The organism is Pseudomonas sp. W5-36 (assembly GCF_046540455.1).
Taxonomy (GTDB): Bacteria; Pseudomonadota; Gammaproteobacteria; order Pseudomonadales; family Pseudomonadaceae; genus Aquipseudomonas; species Aquipseudomonas graminis_B.
Map to the genome: position 1 here is coordinate 92,451 of NZ_JAXCIQ010000009.1, position 19,537 is coordinate 111,987.

A 19,537-nucleotide genomic window follows, 5' to 3' on the forward strand; every position below is an offset into this window, starting at 1 on the left:
GACGCGGGCAAATGAATAAGGTTCGAGGATGAACTGCGCCATAAGCCTGCGTATACTGGCGCGCTTGAGTTTTTGAACGTCCTCGGAGCCTCCCGCATGTCCGGCAATACCTACGGCAAGCTGTTCACTGTCACCACTGCCGGCGAAAGCCACGGTCCGGCACTGGTTGCCATCGTTGACGGCTGCCCGCCGGGCATCGAGCTGTCGCTGGAAGACCTGCAGCGTGACCTCGACCGCCGCAAGCCGGGGACCAGCCGCCACACCACCCAGCGTCAGGAGCCCGACGAGGTCGAAATCCTCTCCGGCGTCTTCGAAGGCAAGACCACCGGCGCGTCCATCGGCCTGCTGATCCGCAACACCGATCAGAAGTCCAAGGACTATTCAGCGATCAAGGACCTGTTCCGGCCCGCCCACGCCGATTACACCTACCACCATAAATACGGCCTCCGCGACTACCGTGGCGGCGGTCGCAGCTCGGCGCGGGAGACCGCCATGCGCGTCGCCGCCGGGGCCATCGCCAAGAAGTTTCTCGCCACCCAGGGCATTACCGTTCGCGGCTACATGAGCCAGCTCGGCCCGATCGAAATCCCGTTCAAGACCTGGGATTCGGTGGAAGACAACGCGTTCTTCAGCCCCGACCCGAGCAAGGTGCCGGAGCTGGAAGCCTACATGGACCAGCTGCGTCGCGATCAGGATTCGGTGGGCGCGAAGATCACGGTTGTGGCCGAAGGCGTGATGCCCGGCCTGGGCGAGCCGATTTTCGACCGTCTCGACGCTGAACTGGCCCACGCGCTGATGAGCATCAACGCGGTCAAGGGCGTCGAGATCGGCGCCGGTTTTGCCTGCGTTGCCCAGCGCGGTACCGAGCACCGCGATGAGATGAGCCCCGAGGGTTTTCTGTCGAACAACGCCGGCGGCATCCTCGGCGGGATTTCGTCCGGCCAGCCGATCATTGCGCACCTGGCACTGAAGGCGACGTCCAGCATCACCACGCCGGGGCACTCGATCGACGTCGATGGCAACTCCGTTGAAGTCATCACCAAAGGCCGCCACGACCCGTGCGTCGGCATCCGCGCCACGCCCATTGCCGAAGCGATGATGGCCATCGTGCTGGTCGACCACCTGCTGCGCCATCGCGGCCAAAACGCTGACGTGCGTGTCACGACGCCGATTCTGGGTCAGCTGTAATGCCTGAGCCGCGCGTTGCCGCCGCGGTCATCTGAGCGTGGCGGCGCTTCCTTACTGGCGCCTCGCCAGCTTCTATCTCTTCTACTTCGCCCTGCTTGGGGCCACGGCGCCTTACATGGCGCTGTATTTCAGCCACCTGGGTTTTTCCGCTGCGCGCATCGGCGAGTTGGTAGCGATCCCGATGCTGATGCGCTGTGTCGCGCCCAATGTCTGGGGCTGGCTCGGCGATCACACCGGGCGACGTCTGGCCATCGTGCGCTTTGGCGCTCTCTGCGGGCTGGCCTGTTTCAGCCTGATTCTCGTCGACACGTCCTACGCCTGGCTGGCAATGGTCATGGCGCTCTATGCGTTTTTCTGGCACGCGGTGCTGCCGCAGTTCGAAGTCATCACGCTGACGCATTTGCAGGGCCAGACTTCCCGCTACAGCCAGATCCGGCTGTGGGGATCGATCGGCTTCATCCTCTCGGTGGTCGTGCTGGGCCGGATGCTCGAGTGGTTCAGCCTGGATTACTACCCGCAACTCTTGCTGCTCATTCTGGTCGGCATTGTCGCCAGCAGTTGGTGGGTGCCGAATGCACAACCGGTGGTCTCGGGCGCGCGGGTCGCAGGGGAGGGGTTTCTCAGGCAGTTGATGAGGCCGGGCGTGCTGGCGTTTTACGTCAGCGTCGCCCTGATACAACTCAGCCACGGGCCGTATAACACTTTTCTTACGCTGCACCTGGAACACCTCGGTTACACCCGCGGCATCATTGGCCTGCTCTGGGCGCTGGGGGTGATTGCCGAAGTGTTGATGTTCATGCTGATGAGCCGTGTGCTGCAGCGATTCAGTGTCCGCCAGGTGCTGATGACCAGCTTCGTGATCGCCGCCTTGCGCTGGCTTTTACTGGGTAATCTGGCCGATCATCTGGCGATTCTGATCGTCGCCCAACTGATGCACGCGGCCACCTTCGGCAGTTTTCATGCCTCGGCCGTGCACTACGTGCAACGCAGCTTCGGCCCGCGCCAGCAGGGTCAGGGTCAGGCGCTGTACGCCGCCCTTTCCGGCACCGGCGGGGCGATGGGCGCTTTGTATGCCGGGTACAGCTGGAATGCGCTGGGCGCCAGTTGGACCTTTGCCATTGCGAGTCTGGCGGCCGTGGCCGCTGCTGTTCTGACCGCCACATGTATGAAAGAGGAGCGCGTATGAGTCGCGAAGCACTGGTGCGGGAAATCATCGAAGCGGGGCAGTTTTTGTACGCCCGGGGCTGGTCGCCCGCCACCAGCAGCAATTATTCCGTGCGCCTGTCGCCGACCGAAGCGCTGCTGACCGTCTCCGGCAAGCACAAGGGCCAGTTGGGCATGGACGACGTGCTGGCCACCGACCTTGCCGGCAACAGCCTGGAGCCCGGCAAAAAGCCGTCGGCTGAAACCCTGCTGCACACGCAGCTTTATAGCTGCAAGCCGGCGGTGGGCGCGGTACTGCACACCCATTCGGTCAACGCCACCGTGCTGTCCCGGCTCACGGCCGGTGATCATCTGGTGTTCGAGGACTACGAGCTGCAAAAGGCCTTCAGCGGCGTTTCCACCCACGAATCAAAAGTGCTGGTACCGATTTTCGACAACGATCAGGACATCGCCCGGCTCGCCGACAAGGTCCAGCCCTGGCTGGATCAACACCCTGACTGCGCCGGTTACCTGATTCGCGGTCATGGTTTGTACACCTGGGGCGCGAAGATGAGCGATGCCTTGCGCCAGATCGAAGCCTTCGAATTCTTGTTCGAATGCGAGCTCAAGACGCTGTCCGTGCTCAACCGCTGATCCCTGACGTACGCAACGATCAACGCACCGCAGCGTTCCCACTGCCTGAATCAACGTGTCGGATCGGCCCCAGAGCCGACCGATGCGGACCGAACCGAGGAAGCCCCGAAATGAGCAGTCTGTCCGTTTATCACGTGTCATCCCCCGAGCTGCCCAACAAGGTCCTGACGCACCTGGAAGACATTGCCTCGACCCTGGCCGAGCACGGTGTGGCGTTCGACCGCTGGCAGGCGGCAGCGCCCATCACCCCGGGCGCCAGCCAGGAGGAGGTCGTCGCGGCCTACCGCACCCAGATTGACAGGCTGATGACCGAGCGCGGTTACGTGACCGTCGACGTGATCAGCCTCAACAGCGATCACCCGCAGAAGGCCGAACTGCGCGCCAAGTTCCTCGAGGAGCACCAGCATGGCGAAGATGAGGTGCGTTTCTTCGTTGCCGGCCGTGGGCTGTTTACCCTGCACATCGACGACTTTGTCTACGCCGTGCTGTGCGAAAAAAACGACCTGATCTCGGTGCCGGCCGGCACCCGCCACTGGTTCGACATGGGCGAGAATCCGCATTTCGTCGCCATCCGCCTGTTCAATAACCCGGAGGGCTGGGTGGCCAAATTCACCGGCGAAAGCATCGCCGGCCAGTTCCCGCGTCTGGAAGACTGATTACCCATGACCATTAAAGCGATCCTGACCGACATCGAAGGCACCACCAGCGCGGTGAGCTTCGTCTTCGACGTGCTCTTTCCGTATGCCAAACAGCATCTGCCCGCGTTCGTTCGCGAGCATGCCGCCGACCCCGAGGTGGCCGCGCAGTTGCAGGCCGTGCGCAACGGCAGTGCCGAACCCGATGCGAGCGTTGATCGGGTGATCGAGATCCTGCTGCAATGGATCGCCGAAGATCGCAAAGCCACGCCGCTGAAAGCCTTGCAAGGCATGGTCTGGCAGCAGGGTTATCAGGCCGGCCAGCTCAAAGGGCATGTCTACCCGGACGCCGTGGAGGCGCTGAAACGCTGGCATCAGGCGGGGTACGCGCTTTACGTCTACTCCTCGGGCTCGATCCAGGCGCAGAAGCTGATCTTTGGTTGCTCCGAGGCGGGCGATCTGTCCGGACTGTTCAGCGGCTACTTTGACACCACCTCCGGGCCCAAGCGGGAGGAGGCGTCCTATCGATCGATTGCGTCGAGCATCGGTCAGCCGGCGGACGCCATTCTGTTTCTGTCTGACATCGTGGAAGAGCTCGATGCGGCGCAAGGGGCCGGCATGGTCACCTGCGCACTGGTGCGCGATGGCGGAGAACTGGATGGGCACATCAACGTCAGCAGTTTTACGGGGATAGAGCCCTGCGCTTTCTGACGATTCAAGCGTGCTGAAAACCGACGGCCGATGTCTTTGACATTGGCCGTTTTTGTATCCAAATGCGGAAAAATGTAAGTTGGTTTTTGTTCGTTTGTGGGAAGTTGCTTGTTTTACGGTCAGGCATGCCTGTTTGTTTTTGACGCTGTGTTTAACCCTCCTCGACTGTGTAACCCTTCGCCTGCCGGACCCTGACAGCTTTTGAGTGCGCCTCGTGCGGTCGTGTTGACGACAGCACCTGACGCCGTTTTCAGCTGCCATGCATAAAAAATCCAAGGGGCATCAGGGCCGCGCATTTGATGGTTTTAAACGGGAGGGGAACATGAAAAACGCGCAGACAGGGACGCTGAGTCCGTTGATACAACAAATGGTCACCAGCATCACTGAACAGGATGGCGATGCGGCCATCGCCAACGCACTTGACTGGCTGAGAGCTGAATGCCGCAGCGAACGGGCCATGCTCTATCAGTACCGAAACGGGGCGCTCCTCAGTTGCATCACGTCGAACGTCGACAGCTATTGGAAGGACCTTTATTGCCAGGGACGTCTGATGATCGAGGACCCGGTTATCCGCTGCTACCGACACACCATGGGCTTTCTGAATTGGGAAGAGGCCTTCAAGACCTACCCGCCGTCGCCGGCCTACATGGCGGCGGTGGAGGATTGCGACCTCCTGCCAGCCTTTTCCTACGGCTACAGCAGCCAGACGCGGGCTAATCAGGGTGTCATCACCATTTGCACGCTCAACGGCATGGAGCGCCCGCTGACCCACAACGATCGTTACCTGCTGACGAGTCTGGTGCCGATGCTTCATGTGGCGGGGAAAGGGCGTCAACTGCAGACCCGAGCGCTGTCGCCCAAAGAGCTGGAAATTCTCAAGTGGGCGCGGGAAGGCAAGACGGCGTGGGAGATCGGGCTGATAAAGGAAGTCTCGGAAGCAACCGTCAAACATCACTTCAAGAGCATCTACGCCAAGCTCGGGGTGACCAATCGTGCGCAGGCGGTGGGCGAGGCGTTGTGCCGAGGGATTATTCAATAGGCCCGCTCTGAGAGACAGCGCAGCAATGACTGTCATTGCGTGAAGGGAGTGACTCGAAAAAAGCTCAAAAAAAACCGCGATAGCATCAACTATCGCGGGAATCTACAAGGGATGCTTCGATGAGAGTGAAACGTGCTGCTGCCGGAACGCAATGTTCCGGCCTGATACCTATCGGGTGTGATAAGTAGGCAAATCAAAACGGTGCTGGCTTTGCAACATCGAGATGGCGGGCAGCTCGCTGGCTTGTGCGGCCAGGTCGCGACGAATCGCGCTGATCACCCATTCCAGTTGCACTGGGGTGTGCAGTTGAGCGTAGGACACGCAGCGACGGATGTTGGTGCCTTGATCGTTACGCAGAGTCAACAGAACCCCGCCGTCCGGACGCGGTTGAGTGGTGACTTCGAAATCGGAAAATACGGATGCGAATTTTTCTTGGATGAAAGTCATGTCTAGAGGCTCCATTGCTCATGGGATAACAAGCTTGGAATGACTAGTGCAGTGACTGTGCCAGTTTTTGAGGTTAAATAAATATCAATGAAATCAGCGGGTTACGGTTTTTTAAAAAATGCTGCCTCGTGCAATTTGCATGAACGCCTCTCGTGCATCCTGCAATTTACCGGAGTTGGGAGTGAGTGTTGGGTGACGCGGGGAGGGGTGCACGCATTGCGTGACATGACTGAGACAGCGGTATAGGGGATTTATTTCACGTTGTTGCGAAATTTTCTCGGTGAGCGTTCAGGCGCCACTATCACCTCCATTGAAACCGATGGTTGGGCGCCGATCATTGGTGCTGGCAGGGTTGGCGTCATGTGTGACGGCGCCCTCTGCGCTGCGCGCCTGGAGTTGTTGCTGTGAGTGGAACTACACGCTTTGTCCATGGCTCATAGATTGCCTGGCCCGTAGATCGCCGCATCCTTTGATTCATACCGCGCAATGCATTGCGCTACTGGAGTTACCTATGTCCGAAGCCCCCAACACGACCGGTTCTGCCACGCGCATGACAGACGAAGAAGCACTGGAATTTGCCGAGCAGGTATTCGACCGGGCCCGTGCTGGCGACGCCCCGATGCTCGACCGGCTGCTGGAAAACGGCTTGACCCCCAATCTTCGCAACCACAAAGGCGACACGCTGTTGATGCTGGCCAGCTATCACGGTCATCAAGACGCCGTGCGGGTGCTGCTCAAGCACAAGGCTGACCCTGAACTGCGCAACGACAACGGCCAGAGCCCCATCGCCGGCGCTGCTTTCAAGGGCGATCTGGAAACCGTGAAGATCCTCGTGGAAGCTGGCGCAGAGGTTGAAGGCGCTTCCGCCGACGGCCGCACGGCATTGATGATGGCGGCGATGTTCAACCGTACGGCGATCGTCGATTACCTGATCTCCAAGGGTGCCAACCCTCATATCCAGGATGCCAAGGGCGTCACTCCGCTGATGGCCGCGCAGACCATGGGTGCGACCGAGACCGCCGAGCAGCTCACCCGTCTGGGGGCGTAAGCGATAGAGGCGCGCCGCATTTCCAGCTATTCTGCGCGCCTGTTTTCCAGCCCTCGGACGATCTGCCATGAAAGCTTCACTCATCGAATTCATCAGCAAGATCAGCTCCGGCTGCATGAGCGATGAAGAAATCGAAAAAATCGCCGATGAGGCCACCCAGGCTTACGGCGATCCCGATGCGTTCCTGACCGCCAACCCTGACATCAATTTCGACGACACCTTCCCGATCCCGCTGGGGGAGTGGGTGGTGATCGGCAGCCTTCCCGACACCGTGTTGTTTCAGGCCGATACCTATCCCGACCTGCTCACCGAGATCATGGCGTCGTTTGGCCCGAACGTAATGTTCAACATCAAGCCCAAACAGCTGACCAAGGCCGAACCGCTGGCCGCGCTTAACCGTATACAGATTCAGCTGTCCAGCATGAACAAGGACATGGGCGGGTACGTGTTGATGGACGTCAGCGAGCCGCTGGACCACGTGCTGCAAACGGTGCTGGTCTACGGCGCCGACGTTGAGAGAGTCATGGCACTCGGCGTTGAACTCGGCCTATTGATCGAGCCCGCGCTGGAGGCGCTCAAGGCGCAGATTTGATCGCCTTCGACGCGTTTTGCTGCGCAGACAAATATCCCTGCCGACCAACGGAACCCTCGTTGCAGGCCACCACTCTCAAGTGGGCAAGCCTTCAATAAGGAGCAACACCATGGGTTCTACTTTCAACGGTCTGATCGGCCTGATCATTCTGGCGCTGGATATCTGGGCCATCATCAACGTGCTGAAAAGCGGCGCGGAAACCGGGAAGAAAATTCTCTGGATTTTGTTGATTGTCATCCTGCCGGTGCTGGGCCTGATCATCTGGGCAATCGCTGGCCCTCGTGGCAACGTGCGTATCTAGTAGCGTGCATCTCTAGAAGCGCAGCAAGGCTTCAGAACACATGACGCCCGACTGGCCTGGCCAGTCGGGCGTTTTTGTTGGGGGCGGATTACCTTTGCGCCGCCACGACATTCGACCTGTCATGCGCCGCGACGTAGAATGCGCGCCTTCTTGTGGGCGGCGCGCCGTCCTGTCATCAGTAGTTATCGGGGACTCCATCCATGAGCGATTATCAAGAAACGTTGTACGAAGGCTATGGCCAGCGCTTTCGCATGGAAAAAATGCTGCATGAAGTGCGCACCGAGCATCAGCATCTGGTGATCTTCCAGAACCCGCGCATGGGTCGCGTCATGGCGCTGGACGGCGTGATTCAGACCACTGAAGCCGACGAGTTCATTTATCACGAGATGCTCACCCACGTGCCGATTCTGGCCCACGGCCGCGCCAAACGCGTCCTGATCATCGGCGGTGGCGATGGCGGCATGCTGCGCGAAGTCGCCAAGCACGCGACGGTCGAGCACATCACCATGGTCGAGATCGACGGCACCGTGGTCGAGATGTGCAAGGAATACCTGCCGAATCACTCCAAAGGCGCTTTCGATGATTCGCGTCTGAACCTGGTCATCGACGACGGCATGCGCTTCGTTGCCAACACCGAGGAAAAATTCGACGTCATCATTTCCGATTCAACCGACCCGATCGGGCCGGGCGAAGTGCTGTTCTCGGAGAATTTCTATCAGGCCTGCCATCGCTGCCTCAACGAAGGCGGCATTCTGGTCACGCAGAACGGCACGCCATTCATGCAGTTGAGCGAAGTGCAGACCACGGCAGGGCGCATGAATGGACTGTTCGCCGACTGGCATTTCTATCAGGCAGCGGTGCCCACCTACATTGGCGGCGCGATGACCTTTGCCTGGGGCTCTACGGATTCCCAGCACCGCAAGATTTCGCTGGACACTTTGCATCAGCGGTTCGCCGGCAGCGGCATCGTCACCCGTTACTACAACCCTGAGGTCCACATCGGCGCCTTCGCATTGCCGCAGTACGTGCTTCAGGCGATCAGCAAGCCAAGCAACGCCTGACCCCGCTGCAAGGTTACGTAAACCTGACATCCATGGGCTGATGTCAGGTAAACGTAACTTCTCCTTGATCGCCCTGCATGTCACGTATACATTCCATTCATCGTTGAATGTTATGCAGGCGTGACAAATGGACGCGACGTTGTTGCTTGAGCGGCTGGGTAGCCAGATCGAAGAAATGCGTAGGTCCCGCGGGCTGACTCAGGTTCAGTTGGCCTACCAGTCGGGCATGACACGGCAAAAGCTTGCCGAAGTCGAAAAAGGCAGCCCGACCGTGGCGGTGAATTTCTACGCCAAGGTCCTGGCCGCGTTGAATGCCGAGATAAAAGTCGTCTCCGCACGACGTCCGACGTTTGAAGAGCTGCGCGAGGTGTTCCAGTGAAACCCCTGGATCGTGTACGCATTTTTACCCCGGAGGGTGAGAGTGGTGAGCTGTCGGCATCGGCGTCCGGCGACTACCTGTTTCGCTACGGCCTGGACGCCAGCCCGGCGTCGCAGATCAGCCTGACCATGGGGGTTCGCGATGCGGCCTACGCATCGCGCAGCCTGCACCCGGTCTTCCAGATGAACCTCCCCGAAGGCTTCGTGCTGGAACAGCTGCGCAATCGCCTCGCTAAAACCACACCCATCAACCCGATGCTGCTCATGGCATTGACCGGCAGCGGTTCGCCGGTCGGCCGCGTGGCGGTGGCGTCTCCCATGATCGACGAGTTGCTGGGTGGCGCGGGCCCCGTCCCAGGCAGAAGCCTGGGGCAGATACTCAGTTGGGACGGGACGCAGGATCTGTTTGCCGAACTGGTCGATCAGTACATTTTGCGCACCGGGATTTCAGGTGTTCAGCCCAAAGTCATCGTGCCCGACTCGGATTTCGTGACGCACCCGAAAGCCACGCTGTTGATGCCGGAACTGATCGTCAAATCGGGGAGGGCGGACTTCCCCGGGTTGGCCGTTAACGAGTACGTATGCATGGACGCTGCGCGCAGAGCCGGCATGCCGGTGCCGGAATTTCATCTGTCGGATAACCGCCAGCTGTTCGTCATGCGCCGTTTTGATCGTGATGCTGAGCAGCGGGCCATCGGCTTCGAGGACATGGCTGTGCTGATGGGCCGGGGCACCGAGCAGAAATACGACTCCAGCTACGAAAACATCGCCAAGGCCATTCGCCTGTTTTGCGCGCCTGAGCATGTGCGTGAATCGCTGGATCAATTCTTCGACATCGTCGCGCTCAGTTGCATGGTCGGCAACGGCGACGCCCATCTGAAGAACTTCGGGGTGTTGTATCGCGACCCGCTGGGGGCGGACGCGCAACTGGCGCCGGCCTACGACATCGTCAACACCACTGCGTACATAAAAGACGACGCGCTTGCCCTGCGTCTGGATGGCTCAAAGAGCCTGTTCGGATCGCGGCTCGGCATTCTGAGCCTGACGTCGACCTGTGACATCCGCAAACCGAACGTGCGCATTGCGCGACTGATCGCGGCCGTGCAGGCGTCCCTGCAGGAAAACGCCTCGCTCCGCCCCCACGCGCCCCTTGTCTTTGAAGCCATCGAGCACGCCGTCGAGCGCTATGCCCAGACGTTCAAGGTTTGATCCTGATTCGAGGCTTTGTAAGAAAATATGTGAGGGGGAACTAATCAACGGAATTTTCACCGTTTCTTCGGGAAGATTCGCGCCGTTCCGAGACTGCTCCCTGATTGTGATAACCGTTTGTGCCGATCCGTCATGAAGAATGCGCGGCATCGGTGGTAAACCGCGGAGGTTCACGTAATATTTGGCCCCCGCAGCCCGGACCGGCATTTCGATGAGGTCGGGCGCACAGCTTTTTGAACTTAAACCTGAATCCAACGGATCCCACAACCCATGGCCAAAACGGACGCCCCGGCGCGCGCGCCGCAACCTACCGTCAAATCGCACCTGGCCTATACGCTCCTGAGCGGCCTGGTGCTGATGGTTCTGTACACCCTTCTGCGCGTAGCGCTGCTGGTCTATAACCGCGAAGGCATCGGTGCGACGCCAGCTTCGACCTTCGTCGAGGCGTTCGCCAATGGCCTGCGGTTCGATTTGCGTCTGGTCGTGTACATCCTGATTCCCCTTCTGCTGTCCCTGTTCAGCGCGCGCATGATGGCGGCCCGTGGGGGCTTCCGCTTCTGGCTGACGCTGGTCGCGAGCCTGACCGCGTTCTTCGGCCTGATGGAGATGGATTTCTACCGTGAATTCCACCAGCGCCTGAATGGCCTGGTGTTCCAGTACGTCAAAGAAGACCCGAAAACCGTCCTGAGCATGATCTGGTACGGCTATCCGGTGGTTCGCTATCTGCTGGCGTGGGCGCTGGTCACCTGGCTGCTGAGCCTGGTCTTCAAAGGCGTCGATCGCGTGACCCGGCCCCGTGGCGGGTTTAACGTTGCCAGCGCTGACAACCGTGTGGTGGCGCCGTTGTACAAGCGCGCCGTGGTGTTCCTGCTGTGCCTGGTGGTGGCCGTCATCGCTGCTCGCGGCACCCTGCGCCAGGGCCCGCCACTGCGTTGGGGAGATGCGTACACGACCGACTCCAACTTCGCCAACACCCTCGGGCTAAACGGCACGCTGACGCTGATCGCGGCGGCCAAGAGCCGGATGTCCGAAGACCGCGACAACATCTGGAAGGCGACCCTGCCTCAGGCCGAAGCCCAGCAGGTCGTTCGTGACATGCTGCTGACCGCCAACGACAAGCTGATCGATCCAGAAAAAGCTGCGGTGCGTCGCGATTTCACGCCGCCGCCGGCCAACACGCTGCCGATCAAGAACGTCGTCGTGATCCTGATGGAAAGCTTCGCCGGGCATTCGGTGGGTGCGCTGGGCGACGAGTCGAACATCACGCCTTACTTCGACAAACTGTCCCAGGAAGGTCTGCTGTTTGATCGCTTCTTCTCCAACGGCACGCACACCCACCAGGGCATGTTTGCGACCATGGCCTGCTTCCCGAACGTGCCGGGCTTCGAGTACCTGATGCAGACGCCGGAAGGCAGTCACAAACTGTCCGGTTTGCCGCAGCTGCTCAGCGCGCGCAAGTACGACGACGTGTATGTCTACAACGGTGACTTCGCCTGGGACAACCAGTCGGGCTTCTTCAGCAACCAGGGCATGACCAACTTCATTGGCCGCAATGACTTCGTCAACCCAGTGTTCTCGGACCCGACCTGGGGCGTGTCCGACCAGGACATGTTCGACCGTGGCGCCGAGGAACTCAAAGCCCGCGAAGCCAAGGGCAAGCCGTTCTATGCGTTGCTGCAGACCCTGTCCAACCACACGCCGTACGCACTGCCGGCAAACCTGCCGGTCGAGCGTGTGACCGGCCATGGCACGCTGGATGAACACCTCACCGCCATGCGTTATTCGGATTGGGCGCTGGGTCAGTTCTTCGAGAAGGCCAAGAAAGAGCCGTACTACAAGGACACGCTGTTTGTGGTCGTCGGTGACCACGGCTTCGGCAACAACGAGCAGATCACCGAGATGGACCTGGGCCGCTTCAACGTGCCGATGCTGATGATCGCCCCGGGCCTGCAAGACAAGTTCGGCAAGCGCAGCAGCATCGTCGGCACGCAGATCGACATCGTCCCGACCATCATGGGCCGCCTGGGTGGCGATACCGTGCACCAGTGCTGGGGCCGCGACCTGCTCAATCTGCCGGCAGGCGACGAAGGCTTCGGTGTAATCAAGCCATCGGGCAGTGAGCAGACCGTGGCGCTGGTCACCGGCAACCGGATCCTGATCGAACCCAAGGAAATGGAGCCGAAAGTGTACAGCTACGAGTTGGGCACCAAGCCCCACGCCGAGCTGATGCCGAATGCGCCGGACGTCACCGAGTTGCGCAAGAAGCTCGACAGCTTCCTGCAGACCGCGACCAAGAGCCTGCTGGACAACACGGCAGGGGTCAAAGACGCCAAGCCGCAATGACCGCAGCCTGATGAAGAACGCCCCGAGACCGGGGCGTTTTTTTTGCCTGCGGATCGTTGGCATCACGCTGCTAACGTCAGCCGGGCGCTGACGATTCGGGTTGAACGTCGTTGCGCTGCAAGGGTCAAGATCACTAGGCCGTTGTCCGGCCCTTACTGAGGAGACATTGATGAAAGTGTGGACTATTTCGTTTCTGGACAAAGACGGTGTGCAGCAAACCCTCGATCTTGAATCCGATCACCGTCCCAGTGATGAAGAGGCTGCGCAGCGAATCCGTCCGATCCTGTTTCCGGTCGCCAGTGATCTTGATCTGATCGACCTCGACGGTCGCACCGCCGAGCCCACCGTGAAGACACTCAAAGAGCAGAACGCGGTACAGATCATCTCCATCGTAGAAGCCCCCTAAAAAGCCTGGATTTCCTGCCACCCTGCCAATTGGCAACGCCCTATCAATGCGCGTACTCTGCCAGTGAGGTCGGTGAAGCATCTACCCGAGGCAGCTCGCGCACGTATGCCCGTTTTGTAAAACGCACCGGCCTTGTCAGCGACATGCTTGAGTCCCGGGCGGCAGATGACCTGCCGCTACACGCCTCGCCATCGGGGAGTGTTTCGGGATAGTTGAAACTCTATCTATCGTTGCATAGGAGGACGTTTCATGAGCACAGCCTATCAAGAAGACGTCAGCAGCCATGTTCTGCGCTGCATGAAAGAAGGCGGTTTCGACTTCGCACGCATTCACCCCATCGAGTTCTATGCCACCTTTCCGGATGAGGACCGGGCGCGTCAGGCGGCGGAAAAATTTCGCGGCGAGTCAGTCAATGTTCAGCTCAATGCTCTGGAAGACGGTGCGTGGCACCTGGAACTGAGCAAGTTGATGTACGCAACCTACGACGGGATAGGCGACTTCGAGCAGGATTTCCAGACCGCGATTTTCGGTCTGGACGGGGAGGTTGAAGGCTGGGGCGTCAAGCAGGAGCTCAAGCGCCTTCATTGATCGGGCTTAATTGACAGTCAGGCCCGAAAACAGGGCATGCACGATTGAACGCCGTCTCTCGGCTCCACGGCAAATCAGTGGCGCGGGAGAGGCACCGAGCCGAATCGCAGGCAAAAAAAAGCCGCTCTCATGGGAGCGGCGGAAAGGGAATATCGGGTGGCGTTGCCAATCAGGTTTTGAGCCAATCGCCTTGTGGAATCCGGCGGGTTGGTCTGCGGTATGGGGCGATTATGCTCAGTGCGCGTAACGCGCGGAAATGAACTGTGGCTATGCCTGCGATAGATTTTCAAACGGAACGACGCTTCGCCATGAAGCGCCGGGGAACGGGTTAGGGCGCATCGTGCACAGGAATGGTGCGGACGCTCCGGCTGTTTAATTCAACCCATTGATATTAAAGCGTTTATGCCGATGGCACGGGCCTTGCGAAGGCTCTGGTGTCCATGGTGACAAGGAGTACGGCATGATCCGCACCTTTTATGACGAGATGTACGATGCGGGCGGCATAGTCCGTCCGCATTATCGGGAATTCGCCCGCTGGTTGGGCGAAGCGCCGCCTGAGTTGCTCGCTCAGCGCCGGCGTGAGGCCGATCTTTTGTTTCATCGCGCCGGGATCACGTTCACGCTGTACGGCGACGAGCAGGGCACCGAGCGGCTCATCCCTTTCGACACGATTCCGCGCAGCATCCCGGCCAGCGAGTGGCGGGTGGTAGAGCGCGGCTGCATACAGCGCGTCAAGGCGCTGAACATGTTTCTCGCTGACCTCTATCACGATCAGCGCATCATCAAGGCCGGGATCATTCCCGCCGAACAGGTCCTCGCCAACGAGCAATACCAGTTGGCGATGCAGGGCCTGAATCTTCATCGTGACCTGTATTCGCACATCTCAGGCGTCGATCTGGTGCGTGATGGCGACGGCACGTATTACGTGCTCGAAGACAACCTGCGCACGCCTAGCGGTGTGAGTTACATGCTCGAAGACCGCAAGATGATGATGCGGCTGTTCCCCGAGCTGTTCGCCGCGCAGCGCATCGCGCCGATCGATCACTACCCGAACCTGCTGCTGGACACCCTGAAAAGCTCCAGCCCGCTGGATAATCCGAGCGTCGTGGTGCTGACGCCCGGGCGCTTTAACAGCGCGTTTTTCGAGCACGCGTTTCTGGCTCGGGAAATGGGCGTCGAACTGGTGGAGGGCGCTGACCTTTTCGTGCGCGATGACCGCGTGTTCATGCGAACCACCGACGGCCCGAAAGCGGTCGACGTGATTTACCGCAGGCTCGACGACGCGTTCCTCGATCCGCTGGCATTCAACCCGGATTCAATGCTCGGCGTGCCGGGCCTGCTGTCCGCGTACCGTTCGGGCAATGTGGTGCTGGCCAATGCCATCGGCACCGGCGTGGCGGACGACAAGTCGGTTTACCCCTTTGTGACCGACATGATCCGTTTCTACCTCGACGAAGAGCCGATCCTGAAGAACGTGCCGACCTGGCAGTGCCGCAAGCCCGAAGAGCTGTCCCACGTGCTCGCCAATCTGGGCGATCTGGTGGTCAAGGAAACCCAGGGCTCCGGCGGTTACGGCATGCTCGTGGGCCCCGCCGCCACCGCCGCGGAAATCGAGTCGTTCCGTGCGCGGCTCAAGGCCAAGCCCCACGCGTATATCGCGCAACCGACCTTGTGTTTGTCGACCTGTCCGACCTTCGTCGAGAACGGCATCGCCCCGCGCCACATCGACCTTCGCCCGTTCGTCCTGGCTGGCCGCGAAACCCGTGTAGTGCCCGGTGGTCTCACGCGCGTTGCCTTGCGCGAAGGGTCGCTGGTGGTGAACTCGTCGCAGGGTGGCGGAACCAAGGACACCTGGGTGGTCGAGGATTAAGGATGCCTGCCAATGCTAAGTAGAACTGCCTCGGATTTATATTGGATGTCGCGGTACCTGGAGCGCGCCGAAAACCTCGCGCGGATGCTCGACGTCAGTTACTCGCTGTCGCTGATGCCACAGGACGGACGCGGGGATGGCCTCAATGAAATCGCCATGCCACTGCTGATCACCGGAACCCTGGACGATTACCTGGAGCGCCACGGCGACCTGCACGCCGAGCGCTTGCTGCACTTTTTCGCGCTGGACGCCGAAAACCCCGCCAGCATCTTCAGCTGCCTGGGCGCGGCGCGGGCCAGTGCCCATGCGGTACGCGGGCGTATTACTGCGGACATGTGGGAAAACATCAACGCCACTTACCTGGAAATTCGCGGCATCGCCGAGCAGGGATTGAGCCGCTACGGCATGAGCCGTTTCTGCGAGTGGGTCAAGGAGCGTTCGCACCTGTTCCGCGGCGCGACCTACGGCACCATCATGCGCAACGACGCCTTCCGGTTCATCCGTCTGGGGACGTTCATCGAGCGCGCCGACAACACCCTGCGCATGCTCGATGCGCGTTATGAAATGCTCGAATTGCGCGGCCCGTCCGCCAACGCGGCGGCAGACAGTTCCGCCGCCGGCTACTACCAATGGAGTGCGCTGTTGCGCGCCTTGTCGTCATTCGAGGCGTACACGGAAGTCTATCGCGACGCACCGGGTGCTCGTCAGGTCGCTGAATTGCTGCTGTTGCGTGCGGATATTCCGCGCTCATTGCGTGCGTGTCTGGAGGAGCTGGACATCATTCTCGCCAGTCTGCCCGGGGCCAATGGCCGTCCCGCCCAGCGTCTGGCCGCCGAGCTGGACGCTCGCCTGCGCTACACCGGCATCGACGAGATTCTCGATGAAGGCCTGCATGAGTGGTTGAACGAATTCATTCCACTTCTGGCCCAACTGGGTAGCGTCATTCACACTTCTTACCTGGAGGCTGCATGAGACTCTCAATTAGCCACGAGACCACTTATCACTACGACGATCAGGTCCGCGCCAGCATCCAGTATTTGCGTCTGACCCCCCACGACAGCGAGCGTCAGCAAGTGCTGAGCTGGCAGTTGGCGTTGCCCCGTCCGGTGCGCGCGCAGATCGATCCTTTCGGCAATATTCTCCACGTGCTGACCCTGGACGAACCCCACGAAGCGATCGTGATTGGCGCACGTGGCCAGGTCGAGATCGACGAGAAGCGCGAGTCGGAACATGAGAGCCAGTCGTCGCTGCCGTTCCTGCGTTTCACCCGCCTGACCGAAGCTGACGAAGCGATTCGCGCCTTCGCTGTCGCGCAGACCCAGAAGCGCACCGACCGCACTGCGCTGATCGATATGATGCACGCGCTCAACGAACACATCACTTACACGCCGGGCGCGACAGCGGTGGATACCTGCGCCGCCCAGGCATTCGCCAACCGCGCGGGCGTCTGTCAGGATCACACCCACGCATTTCTGGCCTGTGCCCGCAGTCTGGGGGTGCCGGCGCGCTATGTGTCGGGTTATCTCTACAGTGACAGCAGCGAACATCTGTCCAGCCATGCGTGGGCAGAGGCCTGGATCGACGACGCCTGGTACAGCTTCGACGTGACCAATCAGTTGGCGATCCCGGAGCGGCATCTGAAGCTGGCGGTGGGCCTGGATTATCTGGATGCCTGTCCGGTACGTGGCATGCGCCGCGGCGGCGGTTGTGAGCAGATGCACGCCAAGGTCGTGGTGTCGCCCTCAGCGCCGATTGCGGTCCCGGCGGCGAAGAAAAAGCCTGTTCCCGCGCCGATGATCCAGGTGCAACGCCAGGGCTGATCAGCCCGTTGCGGTCGAGCGATCAGCTCGGCCGCGTTCCCACGGTCTGCGCGCCACTCAGTGCGACAGACAGCCCTGCGTTCATTTCGCCCAGCGCGCTGACCTCATACAATCAGCCCCCTTACGATCCGCTGCCAGACCACCCGCCGCCACGCCATCCAAGACGCGACCACGCGATACCCGCACGGCCAACGGCTGCCTGTTTGAAACAGGCAGCCGGCCAAGTGCGTGTGGGGGTCTGCAGGTAGCAGAGCGAAGCATGCTCAGCCGAACAGTCGCGTCATGTTCGGCAGGATCAGCAGCAGTGTGGTGGCGAAAACGATTAATCCGGCCTGACGTATTTTCGAGCGTTTGAACCTGAACTTGAACATGGTAAATGCCTTTTCTTGTTATTCCTGAGCAACAGAAACCCATGGACCTTGGGCGTGACCAAGGCGAGGGTTGGCAAAGGTGAGGCAAAAGAGCAGGTGCCCCGATCAGCAAATCGCGGGCGGCAGGCGCTGGGTGAAACGATTTTGTTATGGCGCCACTGCTACTGACTAAACCTTAGAAGCCACGTGCCGTGCGGTTTAGATCATTGAGGATTAACCAGTTGCGCCTTTATAACTTGAGCACTTTAGGCGAATGGCCATCGCTCAAATATTCGCCTGCTAGACGCCTGCGTCCAAAACGGTCCACGCTCAATAGCTCGCTACCGTTCGTCCGAGTCCGAAACTTCGCACAACCCGCTACCCTGTCACTTGATCCGGCGAAACAGCGCGCCCTGTGTGTCGCTTCGTGATAGACAGTGCCCCCATGACAGTTCGACTGTCGATCGCACAGATAAAAAGACAGTTCATCGGGTTAGCGAGGACAGGATGACCGAAGCGTTTATTTACGATGCCTTGCGCACGCCGCGGGGCAGGGGCAAGTCGGACGGCGCGTTGTACAGCGTCAAACCGGTGGAGCTGGTGGCAGGGCTGTTGAAAGAACTGCAAGTTCGCAATCACCTCGACACCCACCACGTCGATGACATTGTGCTGGGCTGCGTCACGCCCATTGGCGATCAAGGCGCCGACATCGCCAAAACCGCAGCGCTGGTCGCCAATTGGGCCGTGAGCGTGCCCGGGGTTCAGGTCAACCGGTTCTGCGCCTCGGGGCTTGAAGCGGTGAATCTGGGGGCGATGAAGATCCGCTCCGGGTTCGAGGACTTGGTGGTGGTGGGCGGCGTGGAGTCGATGTCTCGCGTGCCGATGGGCACTGACGGCGGCGCCTGGATGCTGGACCCGCACACCAATCTGCACACCCACTTTACGCCCCAGGGGATCGGCGCCGATCTGATCGCCACCCTCGAAGGCTTCAGCCGCGACGACGTCGACCTGTTCGCCGTGCAGTCCCAGCACAAGGCGTCACTGGCGCGCGAGCGGGGTGCGTTTCGCCGTTCGCTGGTGCCGGTTAAAGACCAGAACGGCCTGCTCTTGCTCGACCATGACGAGTTCATCCGCCCCGACACCACGTCCGAGGCCCTGGGCAAGCTGCGCCCGAGTTTCGAGGCGATCGGTAAAATGGGCTATGACGCCACGGCGCTGCGGGTCTACAGCCACGTTGAACGGATCGAACACGTGCACACGCCGGGCAACAGCTCCGGCATCGTCGATGGCGCCGCCTTGATGCTGCTCGGCACCGCGCAAAAAGGCCAGGCGCTGGGGCTGCGACCACGGGCCCGCATTGTGGCGACGGCGGTGACCAGCACCGATCCGACTATTATGCTCACCGGTCCTGCGCCCGCGACGCGCAAGGCTCTGGCGCGGGCGGGGCTGACCATTGATGACATCGACCTGTTCGAGGTCAACGAAGCCTTCGCCTCGGTGGTGCTCAAGTTCATCAAGGACATGGGCGTCGACCCCGACAAGGTCAACGTCAACGGCGGCTCGATTGCCCTCGGCCACCCACTGGGTGCCACGGGTTGCATCATTCTCGGCACGCTGCTCGACGAGCTGGAAGCCCGGCAGTTGCGTTACGGCCTGGCGACCCTGTGCGTCGGCGGCGGTATGGGCATCGCGACGATCATCGAACGGGTATGAACGTGGAGCACGATAAGCGCTTCGCCCACCGCCTTTATCCG

General features: G+C 60.4%; 20 protein-coding genes. 19 read left to right on the forward strand and 1 reads right to left on the reverse strand.

Annotated elements, in window-relative coordinates:
• The first annotated feature begins 96 nt into the window (after positions 1 to 96).
• From aroC to SLW74_RS16355, 6 genes are all read left to right on the forward strand, one after another.
• Complete coding sequence (aroC, locus tag SLW74_RS16330) at positions 97 to 1,188, forward strand: chorismate synthase (protein ID WP_065989382.1); 1,092 nt, start codon at positions 97 to 99, stop codon at positions 1,186 to 1,188.
• Positions 1,189 to 1,219: 31 nt separating this feature from the next.
• The gene (locus SLW74_RS16335) at positions 1,220 to 2,374 is read left to right on the forward strand and encodes an MFS transporter (RefSeq protein WP_192134598.1); all 1,155 of its coding nucleotides are present in this window, start codon (positions 1,220 to 1,222) and stop codon (positions 2,372 to 2,374) included.
• Positions 2,371 to 2,985 carry a methylthioribulose 1-phosphate dehydratase gene (locus SLW74_RS16340; RefSeq protein ID WP_192134414.1) on the forward strand — a complete coding sequence of 205 codons (615 nt, stop codon included), beginning with the start codon at positions 2,371 to 2,373 and terminating at the stop codon, positions 2,983 to 2,985. Before SLW74_RS16335 ends, SLW74_RS16340 begins: the two co-directional genes overlap by 4 nt.
• A 110-nt stretch (positions 2,986 to 3,095) precedes the next feature.
• The gene (locus SLW74_RS16345; RefSeq protein ID WP_065989385.1) at positions 3,096 to 3,641 is read left to right on the forward strand and encodes a 1,2-dihydroxy-3-keto-5-methylthiopentene dioxygenase; all 546 of its coding nucleotides are present in this window, start codon (positions 3,096 to 3,098) and stop codon (positions 3,639 to 3,641) included.
• Between the two features lie 6 nt (positions 3,642 to 3,647).
• Positions 3,648 to 4,331: an acireductone synthase gene (gene mtnC / locus SLW74_RS16350; RefSeq protein WP_410929513.1), complete on the forward strand. Its 684-nt coding sequence runs from the start codon at positions 3,648 to 3,650 to the stop codon at positions 4,329 to 4,331.
• A 322-nt stretch (positions 4,332 to 4,653) separates the two neighbouring features.
• Positions 4,654 to 5,370, forward strand: a complete 717-nt coding sequence (locus tag SLW74_RS16355) for a LuxR C-terminal-related transcriptional regulator (protein WP_410929514.1) — start codon at positions 4,654 to 4,656, stop codon at positions 5,368 to 5,370.
• A gap of 168 nt (positions 5,371 to 5,538) precedes the next feature.
• Here the strand turns inward: SLW74_RS16355 and SLW74_RS16360 are convergent, their stop codons facing one another.
• Positions 5,539 to 5,817 carry a DUF3509 domain-containing protein gene (locus SLW74_RS16360; protein WP_065989389.1) on the reverse strand — a complete coding sequence of 93 codons (279 nt, stop codon included), beginning with the start codon at positions 5,815 to 5,817 and terminating at the stop codon, positions 5,539 to 5,541.
• A 511-nt stretch (positions 5,818 to 6,328) separates the two neighbouring features.
• Here SLW74_RS16360 and SLW74_RS16365 point away from each other — a divergent pair.
• The 13 genes from SLW74_RS16365 to SLW74_RS16425 all read left to right on the forward strand — a co-directional run bounded on the left by SLW74_RS16365 (position 6,329) and on the right by SLW74_RS16425 (position 19,496).
• Positions 6,329 to 6,865, forward strand: coding sequence for an ankyrin repeat domain-containing protein (locus tag SLW74_RS16365; RefSeq protein ID WP_065989390.1), 537 nt, complete (start codon positions 6,329 to 6,331; stop codon positions 6,863 to 6,865).
• A 67-nt stretch (positions 6,866 to 6,932) separates the two neighbouring features.
• Positions 6,933 to 7,457, forward strand: a complete 525-nt coding sequence (locus tag SLW74_RS16370; protein WP_192134410.1) for a hypothetical protein — start codon at positions 6,933 to 6,935, stop codon at positions 7,455 to 7,457.
• Between the two features lie 109 nt (positions 7,458 to 7,566).
• On the forward strand, positions 7,567 to 7,758 hold the full coding sequence (locus SLW74_RS16375; RefSeq protein ID WP_037009073.1) for a PLDc N-terminal domain-containing protein: 192 nt from the start codon (positions 7,567 to 7,569) through the stop codon (positions 7,756 to 7,758).
• A 200-nt stretch (positions 7,759 to 7,958) separates the two neighbouring features.
• Positions 7,959 to 8,819: a polyamine aminopropyltransferase gene (gene speE, locus SLW74_RS16380; protein ID WP_065989394.1), complete on the forward strand. Its 861-nt coding sequence runs from the start codon at positions 7,959 to 7,961 to the stop codon at positions 8,817 to 8,819.
• A 127-nt stretch (positions 8,820 to 8,946) separates the two neighbouring features.
• Positions 8,947 to 9,198, forward strand: coding sequence for a helix-turn-helix domain-containing protein (locus tag SLW74_RS16385; RefSeq protein WP_192134406.1), 252 nt, complete (start codon positions 8,947 to 8,949; stop codon positions 9,196 to 9,198).
• On the forward strand, positions 9,195 to 10,406 hold the full coding sequence (locus SLW74_RS16390) for a type II toxin-antitoxin system HipA family toxin (protein WP_410929515.1): 1,212 nt from the start codon (positions 9,195 to 9,197) through the stop codon (positions 10,404 to 10,406). Before SLW74_RS16385 ends, SLW74_RS16390 begins: the two co-directional genes overlap by 4 nt.
• A gap of 270 nt (positions 10,407 to 10,676) precedes the next feature.
• Positions 10,677 to 12,749 (forward strand): LTA synthase family protein, encoded by a 2,073-nt coding sequence (locus SLW74_RS16395; RefSeq protein ID WP_410929516.1) that lies wholly within the window; start codon positions 10,677 to 10,679, stop codon positions 12,747 to 12,749.
• Between the two features lie 169 nt (positions 12,750 to 12,918).
• Positions 12,919 to 13,155, forward strand: a complete 237-nt coding sequence (locus tag SLW74_RS16400; protein WP_065989399.1) for a hypothetical protein — start codon at positions 12,919 to 12,921, stop codon at positions 13,153 to 13,155.
• Between the two features lie 249 nt (positions 13,156 to 13,404).
• A complete protein-coding gene (locus tag SLW74_RS16405; protein ID WP_065989401.1) occupies positions 13,405 to 13,743 on the forward strand; it encodes a ribonuclease E inhibitor RraB in 339 nt (112 codons plus the stop codon).
• Positions 13,744 to 14,203: 460 nt separating this feature from the next.
• Positions 14,204 to 15,613: a circularly permuted type 2 ATP-grasp protein gene (locus SLW74_RS16410; protein ID WP_065989403.1), complete on the forward strand. Its 1,410-nt coding sequence runs from the start codon at positions 14,204 to 14,206 to the stop codon at positions 15,611 to 15,613.
• A gap of 12 nt (positions 15,614 to 15,625) precedes the next feature.
• Complete coding sequence (locus SLW74_RS16415) at positions 15,626 to 16,585, forward strand: alpha-E domain-containing protein (protein ID WP_065989404.1); 960 nt, start codon at positions 15,626 to 15,628, stop codon at positions 16,583 to 16,585.
• Positions 16,582 to 17,433: a transglutaminase N-terminal domain-containing protein gene (locus SLW74_RS16420; RefSeq protein WP_065989410.1), complete on the forward strand. Its 852-nt coding sequence runs from the start codon at positions 16,582 to 16,584 to the stop codon at positions 17,431 to 17,433. The genes SLW74_RS16415 and SLW74_RS16420 overlap by 4 nt, the downstream gene beginning before the upstream one ends.
• A gap of 857 nt (positions 17,434 to 18,290) precedes the next feature.
• On the forward strand, positions 18,291 to 19,496 hold the full coding sequence (locus SLW74_RS16425) for an acetyl-CoA C-acetyltransferase (RefSeq protein WP_410929517.1): 1,206 nt from the start codon (positions 18,291 to 18,293) through the stop codon (positions 19,494 to 19,496).
• Positions 19,497 to 19,537 lie beyond the last annotated feature (41 nt).